The sequence below is a fragment of the Gemmatimonadaceae bacterium genome (genome assembly GCA_016720905.1).
Classification (GTDB): domain Bacteria; phylum Gemmatimonadota; class Gemmatimonadetes; order Gemmatimonadales; family Gemmatimonadaceae; genus Gemmatimonas.
Map to the genome: position 1 here is coordinate 121,569 of JADKJT010000002.1, position 16,508 is coordinate 138,076.

The 16,508-nt window shown below is 64.6% G+C and carries 15 protein-coding genes; 6 read left to right on the plus strand and 9 right to left on the minus strand.

Annotated elements, in window-relative coordinates; genetic code table 11:
- The first annotated feature begins 134 nt into the window (after positions 1–134).
- On the plus strand, positions 135–1,799 hold the full coding sequence (locus tag IPP90_02830) for a glycerol-3-phosphate dehydrogenase/oxidase (protein MBL0169652.1): 1,665 nt from the start codon (positions 135–137) through the stop codon (positions 1,797–1,799).
- Positions 1,800–2,313: 514 nt separating this feature from the next.
- Here the strand turns inward: IPP90_02830 and IPP90_02835 are convergent.
- The gene (locus IPP90_02835) at positions 2,314–3,042 is read right to left on the minus strand and encodes a DUF4198 domain-containing protein (GenBank protein ID MBL0169653.1); all 729 of its coding nucleotides are present in this window, start codon (positions 3,040–3,042) and stop codon (positions 2,314–2,316) included.
- Positions 3,043–3,250: 208 nt separating this feature from the next.
- On the opposite strand from IPP90_02835, the gene IPP90_02840 reads away from it, so the two are divergent.
- The 3 genes from IPP90_02840 (at position 3,251) to IPP90_02850 (ending at position 7,179) form a co-directional block, all read left to right on the plus strand.
- Positions 3,251–5,254 (plus strand): CocE/NonD family hydrolase, encoded by a 2,004-nt coding sequence (locus tag IPP90_02840; protein ID MBL0169654.1) that lies wholly within the window; start codon positions 3,251–3,253, stop codon positions 5,252–5,254.
- Between the two features lie 7 nt (positions 5,255–5,261).
- A complete protein-coding gene (locus IPP90_02845) occupies positions 5,262–6,020 on the plus strand; it encodes an SDR family oxidoreductase (protein ID MBL0169655.1) in 759 nt (252 codons plus the stop codon).
- A gap of 64 nt (positions 6,021–6,084) precedes the next feature.
- Positions 6,085–7,179, plus strand: a complete 1,095-nt coding sequence (locus IPP90_02850; GenBank protein MBL0169656.1) for a hypothetical protein — start codon at positions 6,085–6,087, stop codon at positions 7,177–7,179.
- A gap of 69 nt (positions 7,180–7,248) precedes the next feature.
- On the opposite strand, the gene IPP90_02855 is transcribed toward IPP90_02850, so the two are convergent.
- The 3 genes from IPP90_02855 to IPP90_02865 all read right to left on the minus strand — a co-directional run bounded on the left by IPP90_02855 (position 7,249) and on the right by IPP90_02865 (position 8,573).
- Positions 7,249–7,638: a type II toxin-antitoxin system VapC family toxin gene (locus tag IPP90_02855; GenBank protein MBL0169657.1), complete on the minus strand. Its 390-nt coding sequence runs from the start codon at positions 7,636–7,638 to the stop codon at positions 7,249–7,251.
- A 35-nt stretch (positions 7,639–7,673) separates the two neighbouring features.
- Positions 7,674–7,895 carry a hypothetical protein gene (locus IPP90_02860; protein ID MBL0169658.1) on the minus strand — a complete coding sequence of 74 codons (222 nt, stop codon included), beginning with the start codon at positions 7,893–7,895 and terminating at the stop codon, positions 7,674–7,676.
- A gap of 315 nt (positions 7,896–8,210) precedes the next feature.
- Positions 8,211–8,573, minus strand: coding sequence for a DoxX family protein (locus tag IPP90_02865; protein ID MBL0169659.1), 363 nt, complete (start codon positions 8,571–8,573; stop codon positions 8,211–8,213).
- Between the two features lie 118 nt (positions 8,574–8,691).
- Between IPP90_02865 and IPP90_02870 the strand changes: the two genes are divergently transcribed.
- Positions 8,692–9,012 carry a DoxX family protein gene (locus tag IPP90_02870; protein ID MBL0169660.1) on the plus strand — a complete coding sequence of 107 codons (321 nt, stop codon included), beginning with the start codon at positions 8,692–8,694 and terminating at the stop codon, positions 9,010–9,012.
- 10 nt (positions 9,013–9,022) lie between these two features.
- On the opposite strand, the gene IPP90_02875 is transcribed toward IPP90_02870, so the two are convergent.
- Positions 9,023–11,278, minus strand: coding sequence for a thioredoxin family protein (locus IPP90_02875; GenBank protein ID MBL0169661.1), 2,256 nt, complete (start codon positions 11,276–11,278; stop codon positions 9,023–9,025).
- Between the two features lie 74 nt (positions 11,279–11,352).
- On the opposite strand from IPP90_02875, the gene IPP90_02880 reads away from it, so the two are divergent.
- Positions 11,353–11,664, plus strand: coding sequence for a redoxin domain-containing protein (locus IPP90_02880; GenBank protein MBL0169662.1), 312 nt, complete (start codon positions 11,353–11,355; stop codon positions 11,662–11,664).
- Positions 11,665–11,833: 169 nt separating this feature from the next.
- Here IPP90_02880 and IPP90_02885 read toward each other — a convergent pair whose 3' ends face one another.
- The 4 genes from IPP90_02885 to IPP90_02900 all read right to left on the minus strand — a co-directional run bounded on the left by IPP90_02885 (position 11,834) and on the right by IPP90_02900 (position 16,502).
- Positions 11,834–12,148, minus strand: coding sequence for a hypothetical protein (locus IPP90_02885; protein ID MBL0169663.1), 315 nt, complete (start codon positions 12,146–12,148; stop codon positions 11,834–11,836).
- Positions 12,149–12,242: 94 nt separating this feature from the next.
- A complete protein-coding gene (locus tag IPP90_02890; GenBank protein MBL0169664.1) occupies positions 12,243–13,412 on the minus strand; it encodes a P1 family peptidase in 1,170 nt (389 codons plus the stop codon).
- 525 nt (positions 13,413–13,937) lie between these two features.
- On the minus strand, positions 13,938–15,503 hold the full coding sequence (locus IPP90_02895) for a carboxypeptidase regulatory-like domain-containing protein (GenBank protein MBL0169665.1): 1,566 nt from the start codon (positions 15,501–15,503) through the stop codon (positions 13,938–13,940).
- 21 nt (positions 15,504–15,524) lie between these two features.
- Positions 15,525–16,502 carry a zinc-dependent alcohol dehydrogenase family protein gene (locus tag IPP90_02900; protein ID MBL0169666.1) on the minus strand — a complete coding sequence of 326 codons (978 nt, stop codon included), beginning with the start codon at positions 16,500–16,502 and terminating at the stop codon, positions 15,525–15,527.
- Positions 16,503–16,508 lie beyond the last annotated feature (6 nt).

Genomic DNA, 16,508 nt, shown 5'->3' on the forward strand with positions numbered 1-16,508 from the left:
ACCCTCTGCCCGGCCTCTGGCGCCGATGCCTGCGGAGGGGCATTACTGCAGTCATGGCCGATGAGCTTCCGCGTCCGACGCGTACCCCGTTGCCGGGAGAGATCGCCGCCTCGACCACGGCTGAACGGCTGGCCATGCGGGGACCGTTGGCCGTGGCCGCGCGGCAGGCGACCCTGGCAACGCTGGCCGCCGAGTCGTTCGACCTGGTGGTGATCGACGGTGGCATCACCGGTGCCGGCGTGGCGCGGGAGGCGGCGCTGTCCGGATTGCGGGTGGCACTCCTCGAGCGAGACGATTTCGCCAGCGGCACGTCCAGCCGCTCGTCACGGCTGATTCACGGTGGCGTGCGCTATCTCGAGCACGGCCACTTCTCCCTGGTGTTTGAATCAAGCCGGGAACGCCGGTTGTTGTTGACACTGGCGCCGCATCTCGTGCGACCACTGGCCTTCACCTGGCCGGTGTATCGTGGCGCGCGCGTGCCGCGGTGGAAAGTGCGCGCGGGTTTGTTGCTGTACGATGCGCTCGCGCTATTCAGGAATGTGCATCGTCACGTGGGACTGAACGCCGACGGCGTGCTGAATTTGGAGCCGGCACTCGCCGACAACGGTCTCGTCGGCGGCGCCCGCTACTGGGACGCCTCCACCGACGACGCCCGACTGACCCTGGCCAGCGCGATCGCCGCGCGCGAAGGCGGAGCACATGTGGCCAATCATCTGACGGTGACGGGTGGTGTGCGCACAGGCCCCGGCGCGCGCCTCACCGGCGTGTCCGTCGAAGACCGTCTCAGCGGACAATGGTTCACGGTGGCGGGGCGCATGGTGGTGAACGCCACGGGCCCGTGGAGCGACGCAACGGCGGCGCTGACCGGCGCGGCGCATGGCACGCATATCCGGGGTTCCGCCGGAACGCACATTGCCGTTCCACGCAATCGATTGGGCAACAACGATGCCGTGACCCTGGTGTCACCTGTCGATGGTCGCGTGATGTTCGTGTTGCCGGCGGGTGTCCATGCCATCATCGGCACCACCGAACGCCCGTCGCGGCGTGGTCCCGACGATATTCGCGCGACCGAGCAGGACGTGACCTACCTGCTGCGCACGGCAAACGCGCGGTTTCCGAATGCGCAGCTCACGATGGACGATGTGATCTCGGCATGGGCCGGCATTCGTCCGCTGGCGAGCATGCGGGCCGGCGAACGTTCGGCCAATACGGCCTCGCGCGAACACGCCATTGCCCACCGCGACGACGGTCTGGTGAGTGTCACCGGTGGCAAGCTGACCACCTTTCGCGCCATGTCCCGAGACGTACTGCAGCACGCGATCACCGAGTTGGTGCGGGCCGGCGGCGCGGCGCATGCGGCATCCCCTCGCAGCGCGCTGGAGCCACTCCCCGGTGGCGACATGCTGTCGCGCGCATCGGTCATTCACGACGCGCGCGAAGCCGTCCACGACGCCGCCGTCAGCGAACGACTGGCGCTGGCCTACGGCAGTCGCTGGCGCAACGTCTGGAGCTACGCGCAACGCGATCCGTCATTGGCGCGGCGGTTGGTGGACGACCTCCCGTATCTGCTGGCCGAAGTGCCGCATGCGGTGGAGCGTGAGATGGCGTGCACACTGGCCGACGTGTTGATCCGTCGCACCCACATTGCGTTCGAAACGCGCGATCACGGGCGTGGAGCGGCGAAACGAATTGCGCCACTCATGGCGGTGCTGCTGCAGTGGAGCACGACCGACATGGACGGGCAGCTCTCTGCGTATGACGCCGACGTGGAGCGGTTGTTCGGCATCGACTTGGTCTGAGTGCGAGCGGCGTACGCTTTCGCGAACCGCTTGCGTTGACGCCGCACCGCCAGCGGCGCGTCAACCAGCCCCGCCAGCACCCCAAGGGAACCAGCGAGCACAACCCCAACGGCGACGTTGCCAAGGGTGCTCGATGTACGGCCAGAGCGGCACGGGCGTTCCGCAGACACATCCGGCATCACGCAATCGCCGAAATTGTGCCGGAGCATGAACACCCAGGCACCCACGGTAACCGCGGCCGTACCCATCACCGCGGCAGCGCGCTTCGGCTCGCCCGCATACCAGTGTCCTGCTCCGGGGACGAGATAGCCAATGGCAAGAGCCGCCACTGGAATTCTCGAATACCCCGCCGCACGCGCACTATCGGTGGTGGTTTGCGGCACAGATGACAGGACCCCGGCGGTACTGTCAACCGATTGTGCTTGGGCGAACACCGGCCATGAGATGGTGTGCAGCACCAACCCGCACACTGCAAGGCGCGTCACCCGCCACACCGCCGCCCGGCGCAGACGCTTCACCGCGCCCCTCGCACCTCAAACGTGAGCGTTGCCCACTTCGATTCGTAGTCCACCTTGCCGTCAGTGACCGGGACCATGTGAATGAACTTCACATACCAGCGGCCAGCGCGATCCAGTGGCACGGTCACCGTGCCATCGCTTGCCGAACGCAGACTACGACTGGCCAGACGCACGTCGCCAACCGCGCCAACTCGTCCACCAACCAGCACCAGCTGATTGGCGACGGGCTTGCCATCCACCAGACAGCGGAGCCGCAACGTCTGACCCGTCGCGAGTGCATACGGGTTTTCCAGCGGCACCAGTTCGGCCGGGTAGCCCAGCACCGTTTGCCAGCCGGTCGAGCGCGTTTCACCCACCTGAAAGATGGTCTTGATATGCTTCGAGTACCGCTCGCGCGCCGCCGACGTGAGCAGTCCGTTTGCCCGCCGAGCGGCGAGCACATCCGGAATGCCATCGTCCGCGAGATACTGGTTGAACTCCTTGGCCTCCAATCGGAATTCCCGCGGCCGCGTGGACAAGCCCACCACGTACGTGCCTGTTGATCCCGTCGTGACGCTCAGCCACGAGGTATCGGTGCGCGTATCCCATCGGGCGCTGTCCATGCGGGCGCGCCCGGCGGGCGAGAGGACGGCAAGGTCGGCCACCCGCTCCCACTCGATGGAGTTCTCGCTTCGCGAGAACGTGCCGTTGAGCACCGGCATCCGCACGGCGGTGTTCGGCGACACGAAATAGCTGGTGAGACGCCAGGAACATGTCGTGGGCGGACAATGATGCCGCCGTGATCACCAGCAGAATCGCGGCCGATGCAAGTCGATTACGCACGAAAGCCTCCGGTATTCAGAAACGAGCCAGTGGGATTCTGCCAAATCTACGCGCCCGCAGCGATTCTGGATGGACGTCGGTTGCCCGCCGATGCCGCGAACCGTAAACTCGATGGAGTTGGACCCTCACACGGAGAATCCGCTCGTGTCCAGAATCGCGCGCACATTGTTCGCCGCCCTCGGCCTCACCATCGCCGCATCGTCCCACCTTCCGGCGCAGGGCGGCCCCCTTCCCGACAGCATCAAGGCCAGACGATGGGCCCTTGAAAAGGAATTGCAGTCGCTCGCGGTGATCGATCGGAAAGTGATGATCACCATGCGCGGTGGCGTTCACATTCCGGCCGACATCTATCGCCCGAAGGACGCGTCGAAAACGTATCCCGCCATCTGGGTACGGACGCCGTACAACTTCAACTTCTGGGATGTGCAGAATGGCGTGCCGCGCGACATGACCGCCATTCTCACAGCCATCAAACGCGGCTATGCGTGGGTGGACATGCAGGAGCGCGGTCATTTCTTCGCCGAAGGCAACTACGACATCCTTGGTGCGCCGCTGTCGGATGGCGAGGACGAGCTGACGTATCTCACGAAACAGTCGTGGTCGAACGGCAAGATCGGCACCACAGGGTGCTCGTCGACCGCGGAGTGGCAACCGGCCGTGGCCGCGTTGGGACACCCGGGATTCGCTGCGATGAACGTGCAGGGATTCGGCGCCGGCGTGGGCAAGGTTGGCCCGTACTACGAAATGGGCAACTGGTATCGCGGTGGTGCCGTGCAGATGCTGTTCATCGACTGGCTGATGGGCGAACAGAACCAGATTCGTCCGATGTTGCCGAAGGGACTTTCGCAGGCCGAGTTGATTCGCGTGTCGAAGTCGTTCGATCTCGCGCAGCGCTTGCCACCGGTCGATTGGGACAAGGCGTTCAATCACCTGCCGGTGATGGACCTCATCAAGAACGTCGACGGCCCGAACGGCATTTTCGCCGACTCGATGCCCGTTGCCACCGGTGGGGCGATGATCAAACGCACGCCCAATGATCCGGCGTGGTACAAAGGCGGTCTGTGGCACGAGAACATGCCCATCAACATCCCGGGACTCTGGTTCATGTCCTGGTACGACGTGTCGGTGGGGCCGAACCTGGCGATGTACAATCATGTGCGAAACACAGCCAAGGGCGGCGCGGGCGCGCAACAGTGGGCAGTCATCGCACCAGTGGGACACTGCAGCTACACGCGCGCCACCGATCATACCATTGTGGGCGAGCGCGACATGGGCGATGCGCGCCTGGGCTATCAGGATATCATGTATGCCTTCTTCGACCGCTTCCTGAAAGGCGACGCCAGCAGCAAGACGCTCGACACCATGCCCAAGGTGCGCTACTTCCTGATGGGTGCCAATCAGTGGAAGAGTTCGGATACGTGGCCGCCCAAGGGCGCGTCGCCCATGACGTTCCACCTGGGGAGCAAGGGCAACGCCAATACGCTGAATGGCGACGGCGTGTTGTCCCTGACACCTTCAAAGACGAACACGCCCGACAAGTTCGCGTATGACCCCATGAACCCCGTGAAGTCACACGGCGGCAACGTATGCTGCCAGGGGAATGCGGTGGTCGCGGGCTCCCTCGACCAGAGCAAGGTGGAAGAGCGCCCGGATATCCTGGTGTACACCACCGAACCGTTCAAGGAAGGGGTTGAGCTGAGTGGCCCGATCATTCCCACGTTGTATGTGTCGTCCGACGCCAAGGATACCGACTTTACGGTCAAGATTCTTGACGTGTATCCCGACGGCCGAGCGTATAATCTGGACGAGTCCATCCAGCGCATGCGCTATCGCGATGGCTACGACAAGCCGCCGGTGATGATGAAGAGGGACTCGGTGTACAAGGTCACCTTGCAGCCGCTGAATACCAGCAACTACTTCGCCCCGGGGCATCGGCTGCGCATCGAGGTGTCCAGCAGCAACTTCCCGCGCTTCGACCGCAATCTCAACACGGGCGGGAAGAACTACGACGAAACCCAGGGTGTGGTGGCGCACAACGTGGTGCATCACTCCACCAAGTACCCGTCGACTATCGCCATCACCGTCGTGAAGCCGACCCCAACCATCGTTCCGTAATTCCCATATGACATCTGAATTCTCCGGACGCGTCGCCTTCATCACCGGCGGCGCGTCCGGCCTTGGTCGTGCTGCAGCTCACCAGTTGGCAGCGCAGGGCGCGCTGGTGGCCATTGCCGACGTGCAGCTGGACGCGGCCGAATCACTCGTGCGTGAACTCGCGGCCGGTGGTGCGCAGGCGATCGCCGTAGGATGTGATGTCCGCGATGATCGCGCCGTGGAGATTGCGGTGTCCACTACCGTGGCGCGCTTCGGCCGCATGGACATTGCCATCAATGCGGCCGGCATCGGCGGACCTGAGGTGAGAACCGCTGAGTACGCACCGGACGACTGGAATCGCGTGATTGACGTGAATCTGAATGGCGTGTGGCGGTGCATGCGATACGAGATTCCGGCGATGCTTGCGGTGGGCGGTGGCGCCATCGTGAACGTGGCGTCGGTCGCGGGACTGATTGGATTCCCGCGGCATCCCGCCTATGCCGCCAGCAAGCATGGCGTCGTAGGGCTCACCAAGACCGCGGCGCTGGAATACGGTCGCAAGGGACTGCGCATCAATGCGCTGTGCCCGGGCTTCACGTTGACACCGATGGTGCAGCAGATGATTGACGCGGGGCTGCCGCAGGAAGCGTTGGCCTCGCGCGTGCCACTGGGTCGACTGGGGACGGCCGACGAAGTGGCGGCGGCGGCGCTGTTTCTTTGCTCGGCCGCTGGCGCGTTCATGAGTGGACACGCGCTGGCGATTGATGGCGGGATTGTCGCGGGCTGAGGCGGCAGCGATGGCGCTTCATCAATTCGTCACGAAGCCCTCGTGCTTGCGCGCGGTTTGTCTGTTGCTATCGCCTTTCGGCATGCTGCAGGCGCAGACGCCGCGTGTCATCCGCGAGACGGCCGCGCAGTGGCGATCGGCTCCGGCCCTGACACTGTCGCAGGAGCGCGTATGGTGCGCCGACGGGGATGCCCCCGGATGCGACTTCAAGCGACCGGCATCGGTACGTGCGCTGCCGGATGGTGGCCTCCTCGCCGCCGATGCTCAGGGGCCCCTGAATCGGTTCGGCGCTGATGGTCGATTCATCGCGACGTTGGGTCGCAGGGGACAGGGCCCAGGTGAGTACGGATTCGTGATCGAGGCCAGTCTCGCTTCCAGCGGATTGGTCACCTGGTTCGACAACACCCAGATGCGCATCACCACGGTGAAGCTCGACGGCACGGCCGGGCCGATCACGCGACTGATGCCGCCGTACACTATGGCGCTGATGTTTCTGGTTGATACGTCGCTGGTCGTGCTCGACGTGCCTGCCGCCGCGAGGGTTGGCGAGCTGGTAAATGCGACGTACCGCACGGTGCCCGCGACCGGCGCGCCGCGCATCCTCGCGCGGGTCCGCACGCCTTCAACGTTCACCGTTGGCAACGACATGCGGCCGATGAGTGGCCCGTTCGATGTGCGGGTGATCGGTGATGTCGGGCCGTCGGGCGATGTGGCGCACAGCAACGGCACGCGGTACGAGATCGCGCTGTTCCCCTCCGGCGGCACACCGTGCCGGCTGGAGGTCGACGCGCCGTTGCGCCCCGTGACCTCGGCGGAGCGCGACAGTGCATTGGCAGCCATCATCAATCGATTTCGCGTTTCGAATGCGAACGAACTGCCGCCGACAGTGCGTGCGGCCTATCTGGCACCGCGCGCGAACCATCCGCCGCTGTCGCTGATCAAGGTGTTGCGCGATGGCACCGTGTGGATCCGCCCCACGCCGGCGGCAGGCACGTCGATGGCGCGCTGGGATGTCTTCGCGCGCGACGGCAGACGGCTCGGTGCCGCGAACCTGCCACTGCCGACGCGAGTCTGGGATGGTGGTCGCGACTGGGTGCTGGTCAACGAACTCGGCGACGACGATATCCCGCGCTTCGTGCGGTACCGTGTGGGGCGCTGATCACGGTGATGCTGCGGGTGCATCGGCCTTACCCGAATAGTGCCAGCACTGTAGCGGGGACGATCAGCCCTACACGAGCTCCACCACCGCCCCCAGTCCCGGCGCACGGGCGATTCGCGCATCCCGCGTCATCAACCGCGCACCCAATCCCTCGGCCAACGCCACGTATGCGGCATCATACGCGGAGAAGTTGGCGCGCAGCTGCCAACATCGGCGCCGCAGCGGCGCATGGGGATGCCGCGTGAGCGGCAGTGACTCCAGCACCCCAATGGCCTGTTCGGCGCGCTGCGGCGTGAGCTGGCCCAGCAATGCCGCCCGACGCAGCACATGCAGTACCTCGATGTCCAGCAACTCCGGTGCGTGCAATAGCGCGTTGTCGGCGACGAGTCGCGCCATTGCGGCAGTGCCGGCTTGGGACGCCAGCACCAGCTCCACCACGACGGACGCGTCGAGGACGATCGCGGACGAGCGGCGCGAACCGGGCAGTGGTGCGATCACCGTGAGTTCCGTGCGTCCCGCAAAGTGTCGACAACCGATTCGTCGAGTTCGACCGGTTCAAGTTCCTTGAGTCTCGCGGCGATCTGAGCCAAGGTCGGCCTTGCGGCCATCTGTTCCAGTTCGCGCTTGATGTAGTCGGAAAGCGTCATGTCGGCCTCCGCGGCACGGACCTTGAGTTTCCTATGCAAGGCATCCGGGACGTGCCGGATCTGGATCATCTTTGGCATGTGCCTAACATGCGTGCATGTGCGCGACATGTCAATGGAGACTGGCGACGAGCCGCGACTGGGCCGGGGTGCGCTGCGGCGTATGGGCTGTGCATCGCGCACGATAGCGCCGGCGAGGGGCGGCCGTTTCATCGAGATTTTACTGAAGGCTACTGCCGAACGCAGGTCATGCATGCGTGTCGGCGTCGCGCACGGTGTGGACGGCCGACAAAGTCGGCCACGGCGGCGTTGTTCCTTTGCTCGGCCGCCGGCGCCTTCATGAGCGGACACGCGCCGGCGATTGATGGCGGGATTGTCGCCGGCTGATTATCGCAGCGCGACAATCCCCAGGCTCATCACCAGCATCAGAATCGCCGGCAGCGATTTCATCGCGGCGTCCTTCACCTTGATGTGCATCGCGATGGCGCCGCACATGAGCGCAGCCACCACGCCGGCCGCCAGGCGCACTGGCAGTGGCCACCAGAGCCCGGCCAACAGGATGATGCCGGCGATGACTTTGAGCGCGCCAACCATCAAGCGCGCGGAATCCGGCAATCCGTACGCAGCGAATTCCTCCTTGAGCGACCTCGCGCTGCCTCCGCGATAGGGCGTGCTGCGTCCAGAACGAACGAGCCAGACGTTCAGCAGCCCCAAACCGACGAAGATCTGCAGCACTGCGGGCACTGAAATTGAGTTCACGATGTTCACCCTGCATGTATGAGAATCCTGCGCCTATGCTCTCTGCACCGAGCAGTCACCAAAGGTCGGCACCCGGACGGTTATGCAGATTGCCTATCTCCTAGCAAACGTGCTATCGATCCTGGTGTTCCTCGGGTATGGTCTCCTTTGCCTTTTTTCTGATGGGATGGTGGAGGAGTTCCGTCGCTATGGCCTGAGCCAGTTTCGCCGTCTTGTCGGGTCGCTTGAGGTCGTCGGCGCGCTTGGCCTGATGACGGGATTTGTCGTCCAACCAATCACCGTGCTCAGCGCTACCGGATTGAGTGTGTTGATGTTCTTTGCCGTACTGGTTCGCTTGCGGGTGCGTGACACTGTGTTTCACACACTGCCTGCGCTGGTGTTGCTGCTCGCGAATCTATTTATCGCTGGTAACGCGCGTGGCTGGCCGTGATGCGAGGCGTCTAGGGCGCCCCAGCCGCGGTGGCTCTCGTCACTGCGTCCGTAACGATACCCGACGTAAGCACCGCCGGCAGGACCTCCGCCGCCGCGCCCGCCGTGCGCGGGTACATCACGTACAGCGGCACACCGCTCCGCCCAAATGTGGCGAGCGCCTTGGTGATCTCCGGATCGCGCGACGTCCAGTCGGCCCGTAACAGCAACACGTTGCCGTCGACAAACGCGCGTTCAACCGACGCCGAGTGCAGCGCCACGCGCTCGTTGACCTGACACGACAGGCACCAGGCCGCGGTGAAGTCCACGAAGATCGCTCGGCCTTCGCGACGGGCTTCTTCAACGCGAGCCACCGTGAACGGCTCCCATCCCTGTGGCACCGATTGCGCGCGCACTTCCACCGGCTGCGACCCCACCACATAGCCACCAGCGACGATGGACACGCCCACGGCGATCAACGCCATCGTGCCCAGTCCATGCCGACCCGAGTACTGTGCGCGGCCGGCCAACCACGCGGTCAGCGCTACCAGTACCGTTGCCAGCAACGCCATCGACATGATGTCCGTGCCGGCCTGACGGCCCAGCACCCACAACAACCACACCACCGTCGCATACATCGGGAACGCCAGCAGCTGCTTCAACGTCTCCAGCCACGCCCCAGGCTTCGGCAGTCGCCGCATGAGTTGCGGACTGGATGCGAACACGATGTACGGCAGCGCCAGCCCCAACCCCAGCGCGGTGAACACGGCCATTCCGGCCACCGCCGACTGCGTGAGGGCGAATCCCAATGCCGCTCCCATGAAGGGCGCTGTACACGGCGTGGCCACCACCACCGCCATCAGCCCGGTGAGAAACGAATCGTAGTATCGCGCGCCGCCGCCCACCGCGCCCAAACGCGTGAGCCCCGCTCCCAACACGAATACACCGCTCAGGTTGAGGGCCAGCGCGAACAACACCAGCGCCAGCACCGTTACCACCGCGGGCGACTGCAACTGAAATCCCCACCCCAATTGCGTGCCACCGGCGCGGAGCAGCAGCAGCACACCGGCCAATGCCCAGAACGTGGACAGCACGCCGACCGTGAACACCATGGCGTGGCGTCGACCTTCGCGCGCATCGGCGCCGCCACGTTCCACCAGCGAAAGAATCTTTACCGAAAGCACCGGAAACACACACGGCATCAAGTTGAGCAGCAGTCCGCCCAGCAGCGCCGCGCCCATCGCCAGCAGCAAACCCACAATCCCTTCTCGCTCTGCGGTCGGCGCGACGCGTGCCGCCACGGCCATGTTGGCGCCGCCGGTGCGCTGAACGGTGGCACCGTCCGGGAACACCGTTTGCGCAACGACCGTTGGCGTGACACTCGACAGCTCGACATCGATGTGCCACCCGGGTGAACCAGTGGCGACGTCTCCCAGCACCACGCCCTGCAGCCGCGCGGGCGCAGCGGACTTGATGGCCGACCGGACAATCTCCATACGCAACGTGTCGCGAGACACCAGCACGCGCTGTTCGGCCGAATGATTCACCACCGTCATCGAATCGGCGATGAAGTACGGGGCGCGCAACGCCCGCATGACATCGGCGGGAATTTGTGCTACGAGTGCGTACCCGTCGCGCGTTGGTCGCGCGCTGAGGGTCCAGTTGGTGGACGGACGGACCAACCGGTCGCGCGTGGCCTGAATGGACGACGCCCAGCGAGTGGCGGTCGGTTCCTGCGCACGGACCGGAAGTTCGAGGGCCACGTCCCCGCTGGCGGGCAGACAGATCTCCGCACACACCAGCCAATCGGCCTTTGCCGACAGCCGCACCGTCGATCCCACCGGAGTCGATGCGGGCACGTCGACATCCGCAAGCACCACCAGCTCGTCCTCATACCCGTAGCTCATCAACGGCGGCTGCGGCAACAACTTGGGCGTGGGAAGCTGCAGCGCGGATATGGTCACGCCGGCCGGCGCCTTCCACTGCGCGGCAATCGCGAAGCCTGCGTCGCCGGCGTTGGTCCAGTACGTGTGCCAGCCGGCGTCCATGGTCACGCGCAGTGCCACCGTGGCCCGTGTTCCCGGGCGCACGCTTTTGTGCTCGCCAATCAGGGCAATCTCGCTGTGCGGACTCGGATCATTGCTTGGCACCCTCGACTGCGCCGTCGCCGTTCCGCTCCACGTGCTCAGTGCCGCAACGAGCGCCGCGGTCGATATCAACATTTCCTGCACCGGGGTGAACCGGCGGATCGCGGTGTGTGCTACAACCTCAAGCGTGCGTATGGTCACGATCAGTACAGGCGAGTGCAGTAGTTGGTCGATATCCCGAGGCTGTCTCCGAACGTCTCTCAAGGATAGCAGATTTGAACGAAAAGGGGTCCCTCGCGGTGCTCTGTTCGGCAACGCTTGGCGCGCAGGCCGCGCCGATGTTGGGGCCGATAGACGGCAAGGACCTGCCTCCGACTGAAATCGAGCGGGTCACGATGGGTGCAACGGCCCCGGACTTCACGCTGGCCAAATTTGGCGGCGGCACCGCGACACTCTCCTCACTGGGTGGCAAGAAGAACGTGGACTTGGTGTTCTACCACGGATACTGGTGTCCGTTCTGCGGGCCCCACTCAAGGAGCTGCGCACGCTGCTCGATGAGCCGCTCAAGAAGGAAACGGAACTGCTGATGGTGTCTATTGACGGCGAAAACGAGACCAAGATCGCCATCAGTCGCATGCCGCCGACGCATGCGCTAAGGCCGCTCACATGTTGGCGAGGCACGTGCATCTCCGACGAATGCCACTGCGACCATACAGTGACTGTCAACGCCAACCATCCAGGCGGCCCGGACGCGACTCATCGCTGGCCCAGCCACCGGAACTGGAGCACGATCAGCGCGACGGCAACGGCGAACAGCCCGTATGCGGCGGCATATCGGTACCAGGCCTTCGGCGCCGCCGGATTCCGCGCCGCGTTCGACAAGAACAGAAAACCGAGCACGAGGGCGATCGTTGTGCCAGAGGAACGCATCTGATTCATGTTCGCCCCCGGCCGCCAGCCCTCGACGCCGGCGCGCCAGGCCAGAAACGACTGCGTGAACACGCCGATGGAGATGACAAGCGCCAGAGCGCCCAACACTCCTACGACCCTGAGACTGCGATTCGTGGGCATAGTTTCGGTCATGGGCAAGCTCGCGTTCTGCGGCAGGGCGATACACTCATGAGGACTGTCAGGCAGCACTAACGCTCACACGACGGCATGCGGCCTATCGTGTGAGTCGATTGAATTTGCGCAACACCGCTCGCAGCCGCTCATGGGGCAGCGCAAAGACCCGATTCCCATTCAGGCCGTCCATGTCCTTCGCCGCGACGAGGCTGTTGACGATGGCCTCTTCGGTGGCGTCGACCGTTGCACGAAACACCGGATTGAGACTCTGCTTCGAAAGCGTCCGGGTCGTCGTTGTCCGCGTGGTGGAGTCGTACGCCCCGCTGATGGTTGAGAACGCGACGAAGAGATCACCCGAACCGCTCTCACCGCGCGTGCCCGTTCGTCCCATACCCAATGCGGCTCGCTTGGCCACTAAGTTCAGCTGCGCCCCGGACAGCGGCGCATCGGTGCCGATCACAATGATGATCGACCCGTCTTCCGTCGGCTTCTCAATCGGTTCCAGATCCGCCAACTCGGGCCCCACGGGCACGCCGGCGATCACCAGGTCTTCCAAGCGGCCGAGATTCGCCTGCACCAGCACGCCCACCGTGTAGGTCGCGGCGCCGATCGTAATCGTCCGCGAGGCGGTGCCGGTTCCCGCCTTAAGATAGTACGACATCATTCCAGTGCCCCCTCCCACACTGCCTTCGGCCAGCGGACCGCCCGTAGCGCCGTCGAGTGCGGAGAAGACGTGCGCCGGCTTCACGTGGGCGCCGTTGATCTCGTTCAGAAAGCCGTCCCAGGTCTCGCCCACGACCGGCAGGCCGAACGAGAAGTCTGACGGGCTGCCGGCGCCGAATCGCTGGTGAAGCCAGACGCCAATCGCGTCGCGGACCACGCCGACGCTGTTCGTATTGGTGATCCCGATCGGGCCCCCGCTGCGCCCGTAATCGTGGATGTAAGGCAGTCCGGTCATCTCCCCATCGCCATTGAAGATGAAGTAGCCCGCGTTGTACGACAGGTCGGTCTTGCCCTTAGGAAGTACGACTGTGACCCCCGTCCGGACGGGGCCTGCGCCTCGCTTCCACGCGCCGGTGCCTTGGATCAGCGTTGCATACCCGACCTCAACACCGGGCACGTCGGTGATGGCGTTGTGCCGCCCCGGTACGCCGATGAACGGAATCCCCAGATCGCGCGCTCGGACGGGGGATGGCTGCTGCGCGCGCACCACCGACGCACACGCGGCCGCACATGTGAGGAGCAGGGTAGCACGGACCCCGAGGCGCATCTACGACCTCCAACGCGTGGACCAGCGAGTAGCGACAGACAAACTGACGATCAGGAATGACGATTCACGGTGCTGCCTACGACGTGGCGTCCAGGTGCGAGCGGACGAAATCAATGCAAGCGAAGCGAGCTTCCCGATCGCGATGCGCCGCGCAGCCAAGTTCTGCGGATACTGCAGGTGCTGGTCGGTGGTAATCATCACTTCGAATCCGGCGTCCTCGGCTGCCTGCAGCAATGCTCCGTTTCGCAGGGTCGACCACCCGCGCTCATGGGCAGTCACTACCGCACGCAGCAGGAGCCCGCGGCGGAACGGTGACGGGGTGCCCTGATCGAACAGGACACGCACTTACGCGGCGCTCAGACCACTGCGAGCCGCGTGCTCCAAGACCGCGCGCACTCGCTCGAGGGTGACGCCAGGGGGCAGGAGGACCAGTCAATCATGCCTGAAAGATAGCTGGGGGTGGGCCTTTGGGTACGCCGAACGGTATTCGTTTGCCTATTTGCGCGCCCCACGTGCGCACAACGCCTAGCGCTGAGTCCAGATTGCGGCCCACTTGGCGTCCGGTGGAGCAATCCCGCCGCTGCGCGGCGGTGGCAATCGTGACGCGCTCCCACATTGCGCGCCCGCTGGCCACGAACTCGCCAACGTCCCGGTCGGATCGCCGCGCGCGCCGTACAGCTCCACCGCCTCAACCTCTTCAATCTGAATGGCATCCAACGGCATCCCTGGTCGAGGGATGCCGTTCAGGAACACGCAGGTCGTGACACCCAGTCGAAGTCCCCGCAATGTCATCGACTTCGATCGCACCAACGCGTCGCTCAATGCGCCGCCAGCGGCGCGCAATTCCGATCCCGTCACCAGCGCGGAATTCATGGCGCGCCATCCCACGCGGCGGTCCATCTCGTCGAACATATACTCGCGTCCGGACGGCGCTGTCATGCGCGCCGAGTCCATCATGCGCGACACCTCGACCGCCTTGTTGCGCGGCACCTCCACGGGAAACAGCTGGGGTGCCAGTCCGGGGCTTGTTACGCGCACCATGTACAGCCCGGGCTTGTCGAGCTCGAGAAAGAACCGTCCCACGCTATCAGCGGTTGCGGACTTTCGTGAACCAATAACGTGGATCTTCGCATCCGCGACTGCAGACATTTCCCGCTCGCCAGTGGCATTTCGCCCCGAACCCACGGCGCCGATCCCACCATAGATGGCCGTGACGTTTGCGCGCGTGACAATGGCGCGCAGTTCTGTCGGATCGGCGGTCATGCGAATTGTGAGCTGCGCGTCCCTGTCGCCAACGGCAACCGCCTGTACAATTGCCTGATAGCCCAGACGCAGCACCGAAAGCCGGTAGCTTCCGGTCGGAACCGCGCCAATGCTGAATTGCCCCGTCTCGTCGGAGCGCACCTGACGCGTGAATCGCGTGCCCGATAACTCGAGGATCGCACCAGACAACGGCTTGTCGTCACCTGCAGCGCGCACGACACCGCGTATCGCGAAGGCCGACTGCTGGGCCCGGATCCTCGAGTGCGGAACCAGCACAAGGATCAGCACGGCGGGTAGCGCCACCAGTGGCAGCGGACGCTTCCGGCCGAGCCACGTGAGCAGCATGGCCAACACCAGCAACCCTCCGGAGAGGATTGTCACCGACAGGGTCCGCTTGCGGACACTGTGCTCGAAGGTCGGCCGGTTGGCGCGAAAGAGTTGGTGGAATTTCGACTGCGCCACACGCAACGAAAGACTTTCGGCTGCCGTGCGGGGCATCGTTTTTCCGCGAGCCACAATCGGATTCAGCTGGTATGCAACCCAGAGCGCCTCGGGATCTACGGCGCTGATAAACGGGAGTCGCGTGGTTGACTCCCGATATCCCCCGGCGAGTTCGCGATTCGTCACCTCAAGCACGTAGGCACTGGCAGAATCCGTGCTACGTCCTGCGGCGACCTGACTTCGCCAGATGTAGCCGGCGCGGTCCTTCGCGAGGGCCACTTCCGCATCAACCGCAGCATCAAATTGACCAATGACAGTCGCCGCCCACACTACCGACGCGATCGCCGCCGACCAGGCGACTCCAGTGACCAGGCGTATCGCCGACATGTCAGTAGCCGAATACGGTGACTATGGCACCACCACAATCTTCCCGTCTCTCCCGCCGGCCGCCGCCGCCGCTACCGCCTCCTTGATCTGCGACAACGGATACGTCGCGTGCACCGGTGCCGACAGCGCGCCCTGCGCGATCAGCTGCACCAATTCACCATACAGCGCCTGCTGCTGCGCCTTGGTCGCCTTGCGAAACCAGAACGCCAGCCAGAAGCCGCGCAGCGTGACGTCGCGAAACACGAACGAACCCGGGGCAATCTTGCACGCCTCGCCACTCATGGCCCCGTACGTCACCACCATGCCGCCGATGGCCACGCTGCGGGCCAGACGATCCGTGGCCAATCCACCCGTCGCATCAATCCCCAAACGGATCTTGGCCTTCGCCGTAGCCTCGGCCACGCGCTTCGGCAAGTCGGGTCCGTCCACAAGGACCACATCACCGCCCGCCGCCTCCAGCGACGCGATCGCCTCTGCCCGACGCACCACATTCACGGTGCGCAAACCGCGTCGTTTGGCCAGCTGGATGAGATAGCGGCCCACGGCGGAGTTGGCCGTGTTCTGAATGACCCACTCACCCGGTTCCAGCGTCACGAACTCGGACAGCAACAGCGATGCCGTGGCCGGATTCACCGACAGCATCGACAATTGCACGATGTCACCCTCGGCCGGCAGTGGAATCAGCGCCTCGGCGCGCGCCACGAGATGCGACGTCCACGTGCCAGAACCCACCGGCAGCACCACGCGCTGCCCAACGGACAGTGCGACGCCTTCGCCAACCGCTGCCACGCGGCCAATGCCCTCGTTGCCACCGACGGCGGGAAGCGGCGGCAACATGCCATACTCTCCCGTGAGCGTCAGCACGTCGGACGGATTGATGGGCGACGCCAGCACCTCAACCAGCACCTCGCCCGCCTGCAACGGCGGTAACGTGAATTCGACACACTCGATGGCATCCTGCGGCACGGGGCCGCGCGACGCGTATTGCGCTCGTTGCATGGCGGA

Bases quoted from the DNA above. Each gene is read 5' to 3' on its own strand.
- IPP90_02830 (MBL0169652.1), top strand. From the start codon at position 135: ATGCGGGGACCGTTGGCCGTGGCCGCGCGGCAGGCGACCCTGGCAACG.
- IPP90_02840 (MBL0169654.1), top strand. From the start codon at position 3,251: ATGGAGTTGGACCCTCACACGGAGAATCCGCTCGTGTCCAGAATCGCG.
- IPP90_02845 (MBL0169655.1), top strand. From the start codon at position 5,262: ATGACATCTGAATTCTCCGGACGCGTCGCCTTCATCACCGGCGGCGCG.
- IPP90_02860 (MBL0169658.1), bottom strand. From the start codon at position 7,895: ATGATCCAGATCCGGCACGTCCCGGATGCCTTGCATAGGAAACTCAAG.
- IPP90_02885 (MBL0169663.1), bottom strand. From the start codon at position 12,148: ATGCCCACGAATCGCAGTCTCAGGGTCGTAGGAGTGTTGGGCGCTCTG.
- IPP90_02890 (MBL0169664.1), bottom strand. From the start codon at position 13,412: ATGCGCCTCGGGGTCCGTGCTACCCTGCTCCTCACATGTGCGGCCGCG.
- IPP90_02895 (MBL0169665.1), bottom strand. From the start codon at position 15,503: ATGTCGGCGATACGCCTGGTCACTGGAGTCGCCTGGTCGGCGGCGATC.
- IPP90_02900 (MBL0169666.1), bottom strand. From the start codon at position 16,502: ATGCAACGAGCGCAATACGCGTCGCGCGGCCCCGTGCCGCAGGATGCC.